Here is a 15,748-nt window from a genome sequence, read left to right on the forward strand (position 1 = left end):
AGGGGGCAGTGACTCCCACCGGTTCCTCCAGAAGGGGGCCTGGGGCCACCGCTGTTCCTGGCGGTAGTAGGCCGCGCGGGTGCGTTGATGGTCCTGGAACCGCGCGTTCAGCGTGGACTCGTAGGCCTGGAGCGCGTCCGCGTCGCCGCGCAGGCAGCGCTCCAGTGCGTCGGCGGCCAGGAGCGCGGAGTCCAACGCCTTGGTGATGCCCTGGGAGGACAGCGGATCATACGTGCAGGCCGCGTCGCCCACGGCGAGCCACTGTTCTCCCCGGGGCCGGTCCAACCGTCCGACGAGCACGGGCACCGCGACGAGCGCCTCGCCGGCGAAATCACAGACATCCAGCCGCGCCCGCGTCTCTGGCGCCTGCCTCAGCAGGTTCATCCAGGGCTCGGGCGTGGCCCAGCGCAGGCCGCGCAGGGAGTCGCCATCGCCGACGAGCGCGACGACGACCCGCCCCCCCGGCAGCAGCGCCGAGTACCACCAGCCCTCCGGGCAGGACTCCACCAGCGCGTGCGTGGGAAACACCGCGTCGCCCGGAAGCTGGAAGGCGCCATACACGGCGAAGCAGCGGTCGCTCACGAGCCGCCGCGCCCCCCGCGCCGAGGCGAACGTGGCCTTGCCTCCCGTGGCGTCCACGACGAAGCGCGCCCGCAGCGTGCCGGGCTCCGAGGCCACCTGGGCGAGGCGGAGCCGGTAGCCGTCGCGCCCCAGGGCTTCCGAATCCAACAGGGTCGTCGCGCGCAGCACCCGGGCGCCTTGCCGGGCGGCTTCGACGCTCAGCCGTTCATCGAAGCGCGCCCGGTCCAGATGCCAGGCGGAGCCCCAGGGGGACATCATCGTGTCATGGAAGCCCGGCTCCGCCCTGCCCCAGCATGACGCCGTGCCACGGGAGGCCAGGTGTCCGTCGCGCAGGAAGCCCTCCCAGACGCCCAACCGGGACAGCGGCAGGCGGACGTCCGGTGGGAGCGTTTCTCCCAGCCGGGGGGCGTCATAGGTGCTTCGCTCGACCAGGGTGACGGAGAGCGACGGCGCCTTCCTCCGCAAGGCCACGGCCACGGCCGCGCCCGCCGGGCCGCCGCCAATGACAGCCACGTCGCAGGAGTCCTCGCTCACGAGTTGGCCACCTTGGCGAGGGCCGGTTCCTCCTGGCCCGTGGCGGGCGCGTACGTCCGCTCCACCTCGATGAACGTGGGCGCGGGCGGCAGTCCTGGCGCGGCCTCGGGGCCCTGCTGGGAGGCGGAGGCATCCGACCGCTTGAGGATGAAGCCCAGCTCCTTCCAGTGGAAGACCATGTCCTCGTCCGTGGCGAAGTTGATGTCCGCCGGACGCGTCCAGTAGTCCTGGTGCCACTGCTGGTCGTCGCCCAGGTAGCTCACGAAGTAGGGCCGCTGCGCGGGCCACCACCAGAGCGACGTCCCCTGCACGGTCTGGTTGGAGCACTCGTTGAAGTCGGCCTGCCAGGGCAGCGCCATGTACTTGCTGGCATCCCCCGGCTCCAGGCCCAGCCCGTCGTGCGGATTGACGTTCCACTGGAGCGGCTGGCCCTGGGGCCTGTCGCGGTGCTTGAAGCGGAAGCCCGCGGCGGGGTCCTCCTGGAAGAAGTTCGCGTCGCGGGCAATCCACGTCATCTCGATGCCCGGGCAGAACGCGCCGCCCACGCAGTTCTCCAGCACGGCGCGGTCCAGCCGCGCACCCTCCGACGCGGGGGGCGAGGGAGGCGAGTGGTCGACCTTGCCAGCGCTGTATTGCTGGAGGAGGAAGTACTGGGTGCGCGTGAGGCTCAGGAACTTCCGGGGGAGGATGTCGGAGATGGGGTTGTCACCCGCCATCTTCGGCATGAGGTCCGGCGTCGGCGCGTTGACGTCCTCGGGGTTCCGGATTTTCTGAAGGAAGCGGGGGCCCAGGTTGCCGCCCTGGAAGGCGTCGTGTCTGCCATTGCCCTGCGGGCCCACGTCAGCGACCCACTGATAGGCGGCGGGGCGGCTCAGGATGGGAAGGAGGTCCGCCTGGAAGTTGGGCACGTAGTCCTGCTGGAACTGCCCGTTCTGGTAGAGCCCGGGGACGAGCCCCCGCTGGGTGACGAAGGTGTCGAAGAGCGTGTCGTAGAGCGTGATGACGTTGAGGATCTGCGGCGCGTACCCGGGGGGCCCCACCACCACCCACGCGGGGAACTCCACCTCGTGCTCGGAGCCGTCATCCATGACCAGCGTCGCGGTGACGGGCCCGTCGGAGATGTCATCCCACCAGAAGGTGTTGTTGGCGTACGTGTCCAGCCGGGGCTGGGGGAGGGCATTCTCGTCGATGAACTCCATCGCCTTGGTCGGCTGGTCGGCCGTGAGCCCCAGGCTGGGAGCCGTGAGGACGGAGTGGACGGCGGCATCGAACGCCTCCTGGGTGTCGTAGCCGATGTCCGCGATGGCCTTCAGCGCGACGAGGATGTCCTGCTCTTTCCCGTCCAGGGCTTTGACGGCTTCCAGCGCGTGGGACCGCGCCCAGTTCTCCAGCAGGCCGCTCGTGATGTCGTAGCGGACCGACACGCCGGACTTGCCATGGCCGCCCACCGCGTGGAGGTAGCCCCGGGCATCCGTGACCAGCTTCCCCAGGGTGGTGATGTCGCTGCCTTCGGGGAGGAGCCGCGAAGGGCGGGCCGACGCCGGGAGCAGCTCACACTGCACGGTGGTGGGACAGCCCTCGCTGCCCAGGCAGGCGACGGTGCGCGGCCCCGCATCGAGGATGAGCGCGTTGCGGTCATCCCCCACGGTGCGAGGATTTCGCAGCGGGTGGTCGACGGCGTAGGTGCCGTCCGCGCCCTGTTGCTGCCGGAACTCGTACCAGGCGGACTTCTTGTTGGCCAGGTGGACCGTCCAGCGGATGTCTTTGATTCCGCCCTCCCCCGGCTGGACCCTGCGCCCACTGGAGCCGGGCGAATCGTAGGCGTGGATCTGGAAGCGCGCCGCCTGTCTGCGCACCGCCATGCTGGCATCGCGAAACCGGGTCACGCTGCCGCCCGCCACCTCCAGCGGCAGTCCGCCTGCCTCCTCTGGAGCGAGGTAGTAGTCCTCGCTGTCTCCGACGCGGGCCACGCCGATGGCCGGGTGAATCTTGTAGGTCGTGCTCATGCCTTTGCTCCTCGCGGTTGGAGGAGGAGCGGATGCAAGACACACTCCTCTCAAGGCAATTGCAGGAACTCCAGGAATCACGGACCCTTACGGACGACGTCCATCCTCCGGACGTGGCCCCTGACGCGTCAATGGTGGGTCATGACGTGTCAGCCCCAAAAAGAAGCGCCGCGTCCCTGTGCGGGGCGCGGCGCCGGGGTGTGAGGCTTTGGGCCTCCGGCCTACTTCGTGTGCACCGTCACGTCGGCGGAGAGGCCGGCGCGCAGGGCCAGGCCTTGCGGCGGGTGCACCCAGGTGATGCGCACGGGCACGCGCTGCACCACCTTCACGAAGTTGCCGGACGCGTTGTCGGGCGGCAGCAGGGAGAACCGCGAGCCGGTGCCACCGGACAGGCTCTCCACCCTGCCCTCCAGCTTCTCACCGGAGAAGGCGTCCAGCTCCACCTCCACGCGCTGGCCGGGCTGCATGTGGCCCACCTGCGTCTCCTTGAAGTTCGCCACCACGTAGGTCGTCGTGGGCACCAGCTCCGCCACGGCCTGGCCGGGGGTGAGCAGCTGGCCCGCGTGCACGGACAGCTTGGAGCCGTCACCGGCCGGGGGCTCAGAGGGAAAAGGGCAGCCAGGAGGACCTGTCTGCCCGGTGAGGGCTCAGGCGGGCCAGAACCGCTCGCAGCTCACGTCCCACTCACCGTGGTCCACCTTGCCGGAGGTCCACGTCTTGTAGCGGTAGCCGTGGCGGGTCCTGCGCTGGAAGTAGAACGACCAGCGCCCGCCCTCCCGCACGCCGAACACGGTGCCGTACTGGACGAGGAAGTCCTGGTCCACCTTCCAGAACGAGCGGAAGGCGTGGGTCCGCAGGTGGTACCAGGAGGTGCCGGAGACGCCGTGCTCCTGCTCAAGCTGCGTGGAGGCGGCGACGCTCAGCATGCCGGGCATGTAGTCCGTCATCTTGGCGGAGCCCGAGGACTGCTGGCTGCCGCCCATGACCTTCCGGGCCGCGTCGAAGCGGGAGGCCATCGTGCGGACCTTGGCCTGCTGCTCCTGGGCCTCGGTACCGCCGTTGACGGTCACCGAGTTCGCGTTCAGGTGGTACACGGTCGGCGACGCGGGGTCTCCAGTGATGAAGATGGAGCACCCCTGGAGCGCGGCGGTGATGAAGTAGTGCGCGTGCGAGCCCAGCCGCACGCAGTGCGTGCTGTCGAAGCCCCAGTGCAGGTAATAGACGTTGAAGGACTGCGCGACCGCGGGCTGCCCCATCACCAGGGCCAGCAGGTTGGCGTCCCCGTTGTAGAAGAACGGGTTGCCCGGCTCGATGATGGGCATCGTGTTCGAGTCGATGCCGCTCGCCTCCAGCAGCGTGCCGCTGACCACGCAGCTCTGGGTGTCGTAGACGGTGGCCTCCAGGCCGTGGGGATCCAACCCACGGCCCTTCATCAACCGCTTGAGCCCCACCAGCGACTGCTGCCGGGACGCGGGCACCGCCGTCCCGGGCGCGAGCATGGGGAAGACGGCCTGCGAGGAGGCCTTCTTCACCAGGTCGCTTGTCTTGTAGAGCGTGACGGGGGCCATGTCGCGCGCGTTACGGGGTGAGCATGCCCAGCTTGGGGGCGGGCAGTTCCACGGACAGCTCCTGCGTGAGGCCTTCAGTCGCATGGAAGCCCTTGCCGCTGACCTCGCCCGAGCGGAACAGGGCCCAGCTCTGGAGGCCGCGCTGGAACGAGCGCGTCATGTGCCACAGCTCCAGGCCGCTGTTGGCGACGAAGAGGTACATCGTCCGCTTCGGGTTCCAGGGGTTGGGCAGCGCCAGGGCCAGGCCGTCATCCGCGCGGCCGTACGTCTTGCCCTGCCAGCGGAAGAAGCGCCGGCCCAGCTCCACCGGAAGCTTCTTCTCCGCCGCCAGGCGCGCCATGAGCCCGTTGTCCTCCAGGCCACCGAAGACGACCAGGTCGCGGTCCGCCAGCTCCGCGTCCGTCACCTCCGCGTCCGGCTTGAGCGGAGCCAGGCGCTCCGGAGACGCGTCCGCCAGCTGCTCGCGGTAGTTCGTCGCCAGCGTGCGCATGGACTCCACCTGGCGCGCGGAGCCATAGACGAAGAGCAGCTTCTCCCAGTCATCCAGCGTGTTGGCCAGGGTCTGGTAGCGCTCGCGGGCCACGGGGATGTCGTTGCCCACGTTGAACACCACGCGCACGGGCCGGTCCGCGACCTTCACGGTGAAGGTGTCGCTTCCCCCCTTCACCTCCACGCGTTCCAGCACTGCGCCCTTGTCCGTCTGCACCTCCACCAGCGTGGCGAAGCGCCAGGGCGTGCCGGACTGGTCCACCTTCAGCGTGACCTCGTAGCCCTCCTTCGCCTTGCGCGCGCTGGAGGTGAGGCGCGGCGCGGGCAGGCCCCCGCGCTCCACCCACTGCTTCACCAGCGGCCCCACGTCCTGGCCCGCGGCCTCCGACGCCGTGCGGATGAAGTCCTGGGTGGTGAGCTTCTTGTTGGCGAACTTCGTGTGCACCGCGCCCATCACCCTGGCGAACTTCGCGTTGCCCAGGATGAGCCGCAGCTGGTGCAAGAGGTACGTGCCCTTGATGCGCGGCACCGCGTACTGGCCATAACGGCCGTAGTCCGTGCGCGCCGCGGCGGGCACCACGTCGCCCTCGCGGGCCGTGACGTACAGGTAGCGGGCGTTGAGGTCCGCCAGTGCGTCGCGCTGGCCGTCGAAGGCCTTGGACAGGTCATCCCCTTCCGGCAGGCCCTTGAGCTGGGTCCAGTACGCGGCGGACCCGCTGCCGAACCAGTTGTCCGCGTCCGTGGCGGGGAACACCGTGTTGGCCCAGAGCTTCTTCTCGTCGAAGGACAGCGCGTCCTTCACGCGGGCGAAGTCGCGCTTGGGCTTGTCCGCCTTGGGCTCCGGCTTCTGCTTCGCCTTGGCGGCCTTGAGCTGATCCGCGACGTAGATGGGGCTGAAGGCGGTGTAGCCCAGGGACAGGTGCGGCGTGGCGCCGGGCAGGTCCGGAATCCAGCGGCTGCCCACCATCTTCTCGCGCAGCGTCGTCTTGCCGTAGTGGGCCAGGAACATCAGCTTCTCCGCCATCTCCGACGTGGTGACCTTGCCGTCACACGCGTGGGGGCGGTTGATGGGGCTGGAGGCCATCATCCGCGTGGCGCTGTCCACGTCGAAGCCGCCCTTGCCGTACTTCGCGTAGTACTCCTGGAAGGCGATGTCGCGGTTCCAGGTGTTGAAGGCCAGGTCCACCGGGGCGTTGCTCGCGTTGGGCACGGACTCCTTGCGGACCTCCGGGTCGCGGTTGTTGTTGTTGGCCCAGATGAAGTCCTTGAGGTTTCCGGGCGTGTCGGAGGCCTTGCCCTTGCTGCCGGTGCGCCACAGGCGCGTCTTCGCGGTGCCCAGCAGCAGGCACGCGCCCTCGTCCGTCTTGGTGTCCGCGAGCGTCCAGTCGTTGGTGTAGAGGCCGTTGTTGCGGTCCTTGAGGATGCGCTCCACGTCGTCGATGGAGTTGGCGTACTGCACGGCCTTGCGGATGCGGTTGCTCTGCGGGGTGCCGTCGATGTTGAAGGGCGTCTGGCCCACGGTCGTCTCACCGATGACGATGCCCGCGTCGTTGAGCATCCAGTCGGAGCCGCTGTGGATGCCGCCCGGGAACGTCTGCATCACGAAGCGGTGGCCCTTGGTGGGCTGCACATCCAGCACCACGTCCCAGTGGACGCCGGTGTAGCCGTTCCACATGAAGATCTGCCCCATGACGACGCGGCCGTCCTTCGTCGCGGACTTCGTGGCCACGAAGGACGAGCAGTGGTCGCCCTCCCCCGCCCGGCCGTTCTCGTCCTCGCCCTTGAGGAAGGTGCGGCCGGAGAGCGGAGAGGCCGTCACGCGGTTGGCGTCCTCCAGCTGGCCCAGGTCCACGGCGGAGTTGATGGCGACGACGTCGAGCACGTCCAGGTCGCGCTCCTTACCATCCGGGCCCTTGAACTTCGCGCCGCCCACGTTGGCGCCGTCGGCGATGCCCTTCATCTCCTCCAGGTATTCGGCGTCGAAGCGGCGCAGGAACAGCGAGTCCGCGAGCAGGCGCACCTGGGCCCAGCCCTTCGCGGCGTCCGCCTTGTCCTTCTGGATGCCCAGCTTCTCGATGTAGCGGACGATCTCCTGGGACACGAGCTCGCCGTACTGGCGGCCGCGCTCGTAGGGCTCGCCCTCGATGTGCACGTACACCCAGCCGCCGTCGTCGTAGCGGAAGCCCTTGCCGGCCCAGCGCACGCTCTCCATGGGGATGTACTGGGTGACGTCATCCACCTCTTCGAGCTTCACGTCGTCGAACCACGCGGTGCCGGTGGCCTTGCCGTTGTGGCCCAGGTGCGCGCGCACGCGGTCCGTGGACGAGGTGGCGAAGAACATCACCTGCACCCGGCCGCTCTGGTCCGCGCCCTGCGGCGGCGAGCAGTTGGTGAAGGGGAAGCTCTGCATGGACAGACACGCGCCCAGCGCCGTGGGGTAGCGGGCCTGGGCGTCGGCCTGCACGCCCTTCGTGCGCACCCAGGCGGAGAGCCGGTAGAGGCGGCCCACCTGGAGCTTCACGGGCTCGGAGACGACGGTGGTCTCCGCGCCGCCCTGGGGGCTTTCGATGACGAGGCTGCGGCTGCCCTCCGACTTCGCGTCGGTGCGGGCGGACACCTTGCCCTGGCCGGAGGCCGTCCATCCCTGAGGGAGGCCGGTGGCGGCGGCGGCTTCAAAGCCGGCGTTGGGGACGGAGACGGGCGCGGGGGCGGCCCAGGCGGACGCCGAGGCGCAGGCGGCCAGCGTGGGCCAGAACAGCCGGGAGCGCTTCCACATCAGACGCAGGTGGGACATGGCTTGCTCATGGGAAGGAGGAAATGGGTGCGGCATCCTGTCACGTCGTACGCGGGCGTGCTGGCATGCATTGCGCGCACATGGCGCGCGCTTCACGCCATGACGCCCTGTTCCATGAGGGGCTGAATTCGACAGCAAGGCGCGGAGTGCTGGCCTGTGCACCGGGAGTTAGGTTTCCCCTCGTGGTCATCGACAGGAGGCGGAGCGTGGCGACGAAGACGGAGGCACTGGCGGCGGCGACGGAGGGAGATCCGCGCTGGGCGGCGGTCGTCGCCCGGGATGCGGCGGCGGATGGGCGCTTCTTCTATTCCGTGCGGACGACGGGCGTGTACTGCCGGCCGTCGTGTGGAGCGAGGACGCCCCGGCCGGAGAACGTGGGCTTCCACGCGACGGTGGCGGCGGCGGAGCAGGCGGGGTTCCGGGCATGCAAGCGGTGCAAGCCAGGGGAGCCCTCGCTCGCCGTGAAGCACGCGGACCGGGTGGCCGAGCTGTGCCGCTTCATCCAGGCCTCCGAGGAGCCACCGAGCCTGGAGCAGCTGGCGGAGCGCGCGGGGCTGTCGCCGTACCACCTGCACCGCGTGTTCAAGGCGGTGACGGGGCTGACGCCGAAGGGGTACGCGGCGGCGCAGCGGGCGGAGCGGATCCGCGAGGGCCTGACGAAGCGCGCCTCCGTCACCGAGGCCATCTACGACGCCGGGTTCAACTCCAGTGGCCGCTTCTACGAAACCTCCAGCCAGGTCCTGGGCATGACGCCGACGAACTTCCGCGCCGGTGGCGCGAACACGGAGATCCGCTTCGCGGTCGCGGAGTGCTCGTTGGGTCCCATCCTGGTAGCCACGAGCGACCGCGGAGTATGCGCGATCCTGATGGGGGATGATCCGGACGCGCTGACGAGGGACCTCCAGGACCGCTTCCCGCAGGCGACGCTGGTGGGTGGGGATGCCGCGTTCGAACAGCTGGTGGCGAAGGTCGTGGGCTTCGTGGAGGCGCCGCGAGTGGGGCTGGATTTGCCACTGGACGTGAGGGGCACGGCGTTCCAGCAGCGCGTGTGGCAGGCGTTGAGGGAGATCCCCGCGGGGAAGACGGCGAGCTACACGGACATCGCGGAGCGGATTGGCTCACCGAAGTCCGTGCGGGCCGTGGCGCAGGCGTGCGGCGCGAACGCGCTGGCGGTGGTGATTCCGTGTCATCGCGTGGTGCGCAATGACGGCGCGCTGTCGGGTTATCGCTGGGGCGTGGAGCGCAAGCGCGCGCTGCTGGAGCGAGAGGCGCAGCGGTGAACTGGGAAGAAACGGGCCGGGAGCTGGATGCCCGGGGGTGCGCGGTCCTGGAGCAGTTGCTCACGCCCGATGAATGCGAGGCATTGGCGCTGCTCTACGATCTGGACGACGCCTTCCGAAGCCGCGTGGTGATGGCGCGGCATGGGTTTGGCCGGGGTGAATACAAATACTTCGACCATCCGTTGCCGGAGATCGTGACGAAGCTGCGCACGGCGCTGTACCCGCACCTGGTGCCCATCGCGAACCGCTGGAACACGGCGATGGGCATCGACGTGCGGTATCCGGACACGCACGCGGACTTCCTCGCGCGCTGCCATGAAGCCGGGCAGGTGCGGCCCACGCCCCTGCTCCTGCGCTACGGCGTGGACGACTACAACTGCCTGCACCAGGACCTGTACGGGGAACACGTCTTCCCGCTCCAGGTGGCCATCCTCCTCTCCGAACCCGGACGGGACTTCACGGGCGGCGAGTTCGTGCTGACGGAGCAGCGTCCCCGGATGCAGTCCCGCGCGGAGGTCGTTCCCCTGCGCCAGGGAGACGCGGTCGTCTTCGCGGTGCACCACCGCCCCGTCCAGGGCACTCGGGGCACCTACCGCGTCAACCTCCGGCACGGTGTCAGCCGCGTGCGCTCCGGGCAGCGGCACACGGCGGGAATCATCTTCCACGACGCGGCCTGATCAGCCCGTTTTACATTCGCGCTCAGAGGGAAAACAGGCGTCGAAGCGCTCCCGGAAATGTCAGACCGACCCGGTATGAATCTCCCTGCGCGACGCCATTCCGGGCGTCGCCGAAAGGGTCGCCTTCACAATGAAGATGCCATTGATTTCCCTGGGGATTCTGGTCGGCATGACGGGGGTCGGCTGCGCGGGTCTCGATGAGGCCGAGGCGGTGGATTCCTCCGTGTCGACGGACGCGACCTCCCAGGTCACCCAAGACCTGATCACCAACGTCACCGGGACCAGCCCGGTCACCTTCGTCGCAGTGTCGGGCAACGAGACGAAGCCCTACAACCAGTCCTTCACGCCGGTGGTGGCATACACGCGGGATTCCACGACCGGGGCGTTCACGGCCTATCCGGGCACGGGCGCCGCGGACGGCACCATCTCCGTGCCGAACGTGCCTTCCGGCCGCATCTACCTGAAGCTGGGCTCGCGCTACCTGGTGAGCACCGGCCGCACGTTCGACCTGGGCTCCACGGAGTGGGGCCGCGATGGCACCTTCGTCTCGCTGCCCACCCCCGTGACGGTGTCCGCCACCGGGCTGTCTCCCTGGCAGTCGGGGGACTACCTGGAGGTGTATTCGTTGAACGCGGGCGCGTTCGGCTACGTCAACACCGGCGTCACGGGGTTCCCCCTGGCGGGCGCCACGTCGCTCTCCGGGATGAGCTTCAATTACGCCGACATGCTCAACCCGGTGCTGCTCGACAGCAGCCTCGGGGATGTGCTCTCGCTGGTGCAGATGCGGTGGAAGACGAGCGCGAATGGAGTGCCCTACCGTGCGATGCACAAGGTGCTCGACGCGAGCGTGACGCAGGTGGAGGGCCAGCCCGTCACCGTCAGCGGGACCTTCACCCAGCCCGCGGCGACCGGCACCTTCTCGGTGGACTGGAGGCGCTCGGCCTTCGAAGCGATGCGCACCCAGGTGAACCCGGACGCGGTCAGCACGTACAGCGAGATCTGGATGTCCGCCCGGCCGGCCGCGCTGAGCTCGGCGGTCGCGTCCATCAGCGGGCAACCCCTGCTCGTGAAGCTCAATCCTGACGCGCAGAAGACCGACCTCGTCACGGGGAGCATGACCTACAACAACGCGCTTCCGGCGAACTGGCAGAAGGTGGCGCTCGCCGCCGCTGGGTTCACGAAGAGCTACGCGCTGGGAAGCGCGGCGCCCTACACCATGAGCGTGGACATCCGCGTGGATCAGGAAGCGAGCGCCTTTACCGCCGCGCCCGTGCAGCCGCTCGTCGGGCCGGTGCAGGCGCCCCTGGTGAACACGCGCGGCGCGTTCCAGAACCTCACGGGCGTGGGGCTGGACGCCTCGCTGCGCTGGTCGAAGCCGCTGGTCGGCACGGCCACGAACTACGTGGTGAACATCTACCGGCTGGGCACGAACAACGGTCAAACCACCGTGACCCGCGTGACGTCGCTGCACACGGATCTGCAGAGCGTGTACCTGCCCCCGGGCGTGCTGCAGGCGGGCCAGACCTACTTCGCGGAAATCCAGAGCTGGTACCAGCCCGGCTCTGACCTGGCGACGAGCCCGTTCAAGCGCGCGCTGCCGCGAGGCCGCGCCAGCGTGCTGACTGGCATGTTCAGCCCGTAGCCACTGAGGTCTGGGGACGAGAGGGGGCCCGCTCCCTCTCGTCCTCCATGTCGCGCTGATGAAGTGAGCCAGCCGCCGCAATCCGGATTTCCCACTGTATCCGGGAAGGCAGGCTGTGATGGATAATGGCCGGGACAGCGTTGCCGTGCACCTGCGGCTGCTGTCGCGGTCCCCTCGCTCACCCATCGGAGAATCCAATGAAACGGATAGGGATGGTCATCGCGCTGTTCGTTTGCGTGAACGCAGCCCCCCAGGCTCGAGCCGCCGCCATGAAGCCAGCGGCGCTGCGCGAGCGCATCAGCGTGTCGCTGGCCGCCGACAAGCGCGAGGTGGCGCTGGCCCTGGCGAAGCAGGACACGGTGCTGCGAAAGGCTCTCGTTTCCCGCTTGAGCGGCGAGCACCCCGCCGTGGATTTGAAGCAGTGGCTGAGCACCGTGTCGGCCCCGCCTTCCGTCACGGGCCTGGCGGAGCGAGCGGACCTGAACATCCGCCGGCTTAAGGGCATCGAGCGTGAGCTCGACAGTCTGCTGCAGCTGCGTCTGGCCAGCGCGTCCATGCTGGCGGCATTGCAGCAGGGGGTTGAACCCCTCTACGCGTACGAACCGGATGGCGATGACTCCCAGTGGCAATTCATCGAGGCCTTCGACGGCCTTGGCCGCGTGCACCGCCTCGACGTGCACCGCCTGCCGGAACAGCCGGTGCTGGTGGTGGACATCGACGCGCGCAGAGACCTGGCTGCCGGCATCAAGCTGATGCGCGAGCGCCTCGTGGCACTCGGGCAACGTCCCCTGCCCGTCGTGGACACGGCCGCCGCGGCGACCAGCACGCCGGTGACCATCCTCGATCGCATCTACCTGAACGACGACCAGGAGCCGTGGATCTCCGGTAACGCGGAGGTCTATGCCATCGTCAATGGTGTCGACCCCAGCCGTGACGCGCCGCAGTTGGACATCGTCGACATGCCCTATCTGGACACGGACGGGAGGGTCTACACCCCGAACCAGGTCCTGATCTTCTGGGAGCGTTACCGCTGGGCGGCGGCGAACGTCATCCTCATGGAGCACGACGACAACACCAGCTACCAGGAGCTGGTGAGCTACCTGTTCAATGTCGCGAGCCAGATCCTGACCGCCATGGGCCAGCCGCAGCTCGGCGCCCTGGTGGCCCTGGGCAGCGGACTGGTGGATCGCATGCCGGGTGAATGGTTCACCAACGACGACGACTACGTCGATTCGTTCTACACCCTGGAGAAGAACCGCCCCTACACCAACTACAGCGGAGCACGTGGCAACGCGGTGGTGTCTCTCAGGCCGTACGAGCTCGCGAGCCAGTAGCAGTCCGCAGGGACCGGGCGCGAGGGGCGCCCGGATCAAAGCTCCAGCGGCACCAACAGTCAGATGTCAGCGAAATGAATCAACGATGTAGGCAGCCGCAACGGAGCCGTCGAGGATCGCCATTCCGGGCTTTGACTCAGGCAGCTTCCGCATCTGATCGCGGCTAAGCCGGGCCACGGCGCAGATGGGAACCTTGTCACCGTCTGGCGGGTGGGCCTCGTACCAGCGAATCACGACCTGGGGCCCGCTCGTCCAGACACGCCCATACAAGCGTGTCGTCGCCTCAAGGGTGCCCATGTCGTCCTTGAGGATGCTCTCTATGGGGCCGTCGTAGAGCGAGATGCGCCTTGCGTCGATCTGGTTGGCATCGAGATCCGCCAGCGCTGCATCCCCGACGCGCAGCCGCAGGTACCGCATGACTTCGAGCGCCTTCTCCGAGCACTCCTGCGGTCCTGGGGTTCCGTCAGGGCGTAGCGCCACTCCGCCAGCAGTCGTGCAGCCGGAAGGGGCGCCAAGCAGGAGCACGGAGCCGAGCAACAGGGCCTTGGGCATGCGCATGAGCGCCACTTCTACTGCCGAAGCAGGGTGTGATCCATCGCGACGAACACCTGGAGGAGTCCATCGTCCCGGAAGATCTGGAGGGCGAGATCGGTCAGTTGCCCGTCCTTGTCCTCGAAGGCGCTCTTGTCGACAACGACGGCGATCCTTCCCGACTGTCCCGAAACGAGGACGGAGCGATTCATGCGAAGCGCGAACGGGCGAGCGGTGTCGCTGGAGAAGTCGCGAGTGAGATAGGCCCCGTCGAACCTCCAAGAGTGGCCATGGAGGGTGTTCGTCAGGTGAATCACCGCCGCTGCCTTTTCCGGCCCCGAGAAGACTTCAACGACCATGTCCATGTCTTCGTTCTTGGAGCGCCAGAACTTCGCACGCCGGAACGGCGTCTTCTTGACCTGCCCATTCGCCAGCAGTGTCGCATAGGCGTGATCAACCGAGTTCTCTTCCTTCTTGAAGCGCTCATTCTCCTCGCTCAGCTTGCGCTCGCGGCTGAGCGAGTCATAGAGCGACGAAAGGACCGCGTTGTAACTGTCAGGGTCCTTGAAGACGTTGACCTGATAGTCGACCCAGCCCCAGCGCTCCTGTCTCTTGGCCCTCACGAGGAACGTGAACTCTGTTCCATCCACGAGTGTCACCAGAAGAGGTAGCGCTTCGCCGCTGTCGAGCTCACGCAGCGGCTCGAGGATGACCTTCTTGCCGCCGATCAACGGCGCTTCGAAACGTCCGTCCCATCCCAGGAACTTCGTCCGGGCTGGATCCACTTCCGCCTCGAATCGAAGCGCTGTCACCACCTGCCAGGAGACATAGATGGACGATGCCTCCTGGGCTGGATGGGCTGGGACCTTGAGCGTCCGAATCGTAAGCCTGTCTGACATCTCCCTCGCCAGGGACGGCGAAGCGATCAGGACGAGCAGGAGGCCACACCTGAGCAATGGGAGTACGCACATGGAGGGGCAACCTACCAGGGCAGGTGCGCCCCATCCAACCCACGCCTCAAGTTCAGTACGTCCAAGGGAAGCGCTTGAAGTCGCGCTTGCGCTTCTGCACGAACGCGTCGCGGCCTTCCTGCGCTTCCTCCGTGCCGTAGCCCAGACGCGTGGCCTCGCCCGCGAAGAGCTGCTGGCCCACGAGTCCGTCGTCAGGGAGGTTGAACGCGTACTTCAGCATCTTGATGGCCGTGGGGCTCTTGGTGTTGATCTCCGCCGCCCACTCCAGCGCCACCTTCTCCAGGTCCTTGTGCGGCACGGCCTTGTTGATGGCGTTCATCTGGAACGCCTCGTCCGCCGTGTAGGCCTGGCCCAGGAAGAAGATTTCCCGCGCCCGCTTCTGCCCCACCTGCCGCGCCAGCAGCGCGCTGCCGTAGCCCGCGTCGTAGCTGGCCACGTCCGCGTCCGTCTGCTTGAACATCCCGTGTTCCTTGCTGGCGATGGTCAGGTCGCACACGACGTGCAGGCTGTGCCCGCCACCCGCCGTCCAGCCAGGTACCACCGCCATCACCACCTTCGGCAGGAAGCGGATCTGCCGCTGGACCTCCAGGATGTGCAGCCGCCCCAGCCGCGCGGGGTCCGCCGCGTCCTCGCCGGGCTCGTACTTGTAGCCGTCCTTGCCGCGGATGCGCTGGTCGCCACCGGAGCAGAACGCCCAGCCGCCGTCCTTCGGCGAGGGCCCGTTGCCCGTGAGCAGCACCACGCCCACGTCCGTCATGAAGCGCGTGGCCTCCAGCGCGCGGGCCAGCTCGTCCACCGTCTTCGGACGGAACGCGTTGCGCACCTCCGGCCGGTTGAACGCGATGCGCACCGTGCCCTGATCCACCGCGCGGTGGAACGTGATGTCCTTGAACTTGTGGCCTTCCACCGGCTGCCAGCGGGACGCGTCAAAGAGGTCCGAGACCATGCGCTGTCTTGCTCCGAAATTGGGGAGAGTGAACGGCCCGGAACCCTAGCGGTTTCCGCTCGGGGACGCCCGCGCTACCGTGCGCGCCATGCCCACGAGCCTGCTCGTCGTCCATGTCCACGTGCACGTGCTGCCCCAGCACGTCGACGCCTTCCTCCAGGCCACCCTCGCCAACGCCCGCGAGAGCGTGAAGGAGCCCGGCATCGCCCGCTTCGACGTCTGCCAGGACAACGAAGACCCCACCCGCTTCGTCCTCGTGGAGGCCTACCGCACGCCGGACGCCCCCGCCGCGCACAAGGAGACCGCCCACTACCTCACGTGGCGTGACACCGTCACCCCGATGATGGCCGTGCCACACGTTCCCCGCCGCTACACCTGTCTCTTATACCCATCT

General features: G+C 68.1%; 13 protein-coding genes. 5 read left to right on the forward strand and 8 right to left on the reverse strand.

Going from position 1 to position 15,748, the window contains the following annotated elements; translation table 11 throughout:
- The 5 genes from D7X55_RS20940 to D7X55_RS20960 form a co-directional block, all read right to left on the reverse strand.
- Positions 1-1,116 (reverse strand): tryptophan 7-halogenase (locus D7X55_RS20940; protein WP_147470157.1); only part of this gene is annotated, 1,116 nt, incomplete at its 3' end.
- Complete coding sequence (locus D7X55_RS20945; RefSeq protein WP_120548353.1) at positions 1,113-3,122, reverse strand: LodA/GoxA family CTQ-dependent oxidase; 2,010 nt, start codon at positions 3,120-3,122, stop codon at positions 1,113-1,115. The genes D7X55_RS20945 and D7X55_RS20940, both read right to left, overlap by 4 nt.
- Positions 3,123-3,343: 221 nt before the next feature.
- Entirely contained in the window at positions 3,344-3,691 is a 348-nt protein-coding gene (locus D7X55_RS20950) for an HlyD family secretion protein (RefSeq protein ID WP_233609967.1), read from the reverse strand.
- A 78-nt stretch (positions 3,692-3,769) separates the two neighbouring features.
- Complete coding sequence (locus tag D7X55_RS20955; RefSeq protein WP_121723990.1) at positions 3,770-4,690, reverse strand: hypothetical protein; 921 nt, start codon at positions 4,688-4,690, stop codon at positions 3,770-3,772.
- A gap of 10 nt (positions 4,691-4,700) precedes the next feature.
- Positions 4,701-7,973 (reverse strand): C45 family autoproteolytic acyltransferase/hydolase, encoded by a 3,273-nt coding sequence (locus D7X55_RS20960; RefSeq protein WP_121723991.1) that lies wholly within the window; start codon positions 7,971-7,973, stop codon positions 4,701-4,703.
- Positions 7,974-8,179: 206 nt separating this feature from the next.
- Here D7X55_RS20960 and ada point away from each other — a divergent pair, with 206 nt between their 5' ends.
- From ada to D7X55_RS20980, 4 genes are all read left to right on the forward strand, one after another.
- Complete coding sequence (ada, locus tag D7X55_RS20965; RefSeq protein ID WP_121723992.1) at positions 8,180-9,253, forward strand: bifunctional DNA-binding transcriptional regulator/O6-methylguanine-DNA methyltransferase Ada; 1,074 nt, start codon at positions 8,180-8,182, stop codon at positions 9,251-9,253.
- Positions 9,250-9,930, forward strand: coding sequence for a 2OG-Fe(II) oxygenase (locus tag D7X55_RS20970; protein WP_199747046.1), 681 nt, complete (start codon positions 9,250-9,252; stop codon positions 9,928-9,930). Before ada ends, D7X55_RS20970 begins: the two co-directional genes overlap by 4 nt.
- A gap of 130 nt (positions 9,931-10,060) precedes the next feature.
- A complete protein-coding gene (locus tag D7X55_RS20975) occupies positions 10,061-11,572 on the forward strand; it encodes an ABC transporter substrate-binding protein (protein ID WP_121723994.1) in 1,512 nt (503 codons plus the stop codon).
- A 236-nt stretch (positions 11,573-11,808) separates the two neighbouring features.
- Positions 11,809-12,906: a DUF3103 domain-containing protein gene (locus D7X55_RS20980; RefSeq protein ID WP_233609968.1), complete on the forward strand. Its 1,098-nt coding sequence runs from the start codon at positions 11,809-11,811 to the stop codon at positions 12,904-12,906.
- Between the two features lie 66 nt (positions 12,907-12,972).
- On the opposite strand, the gene D7X55_RS20985 is transcribed toward D7X55_RS20980, so the two are convergent.
- From D7X55_RS20985 to D7X55_RS20995, 3 genes are read right to left on the reverse strand one after another with little or no spacing between them, the layout of a single operon-like run.
- Complete coding sequence (locus D7X55_RS20985) at positions 12,973-13,464, reverse strand: serine/threonine protein kinase (protein WP_120548391.1); 492 nt, start codon at positions 13,462-13,464, stop codon at positions 12,973-12,975.
- Positions 13,465-13,475: 11 nt separating this feature from the next.
- On the reverse strand, positions 13,476-14,408 hold the full coding sequence (locus tag D7X55_RS20990; protein ID WP_120548362.1) for a DUF2381 family protein: 933 nt from the start codon (positions 14,406-14,408) through the stop codon (positions 13,476-13,478).
- Between the two features lie 52 nt (positions 14,409-14,460).
- On the reverse strand, positions 14,461-15,354 hold the full coding sequence (locus tag D7X55_RS20995; protein WP_120548363.1) for a 1,4-dihydroxy-2-naphthoyl-CoA synthase: 894 nt from the start codon (positions 15,352-15,354) through the stop codon (positions 14,461-14,463).
- Between the two features lie 88 nt (positions 15,355-15,442).
- On the opposite strand from D7X55_RS20995, the gene D7X55_RS21000 reads away from it, so the two are divergent.
- On the forward strand, positions 15,443-15,748 hold a 306-nt coding region (locus D7X55_RS21000; RefSeq protein WP_121723996.1), incomplete at its 3' end, for a putative quinol monooxygenase.

Origin of the sequence: Corallococcus sp. AB049A (genome assembly GCF_003668885.1) — a bacterium.
In the GTDB taxonomy this organism is placed as follows: Bacteria; Myxococcota; Myxococcia; order Myxococcales; family Myxococcaceae; genus Corallococcus; species Corallococcus interemptor.

Bases quoted from the DNA above. Each gene is read 5' to 3' on its own strand.
- D7X55_RS20945 (WP_120548353.1), bottom strand. From the start codon at position 3,122: ATGAGCACGACCTACAAGATTCACCCGGCCATCGGCGTGGCCCGCGTC.
- D7X55_RS20955 (WP_121723990.1), bottom strand. From the start codon at position 4,690: ATGGCCCCCGTCACGCTCTACAAGACAAGCGACCTGGTGAAGAAGGCC.
- D7X55_RS20960 (WP_121723991.1), bottom strand. From the start codon at position 7,973: ATGTCCCACCTGCGTCTGATGTGGAAGCGCTCCCGGCTGTTCTGGCCC.
- D7X55_RS20975 (WP_121723994.1), top strand. From the start codon at position 10,061: ATGAAGATGCCATTGATTTCCCTGGGGATTCTGGTCGGCATGACGGGG.
- D7X55_RS20985 (WP_120548391.1), bottom strand. From the start codon at position 13,464: ATGCGCATGCCCAAGGCCCTGTTGCTCGGCTCCGTGCTCCTGCTTGGC.
- D7X55_RS20990 (WP_120548362.1), bottom strand. From the start codon at position 14,408: ATGTGCGTACTCCCATTGCTCAGGTGTGGCCTCCTGCTCGTCCTGATC.
- D7X55_RS20995 (WP_120548363.1), bottom strand. From the start codon at position 15,354: ATGGTCTCGGACCTCTTTGACGCGTCCCGCTGGCAGCCGGTGGAAGGC.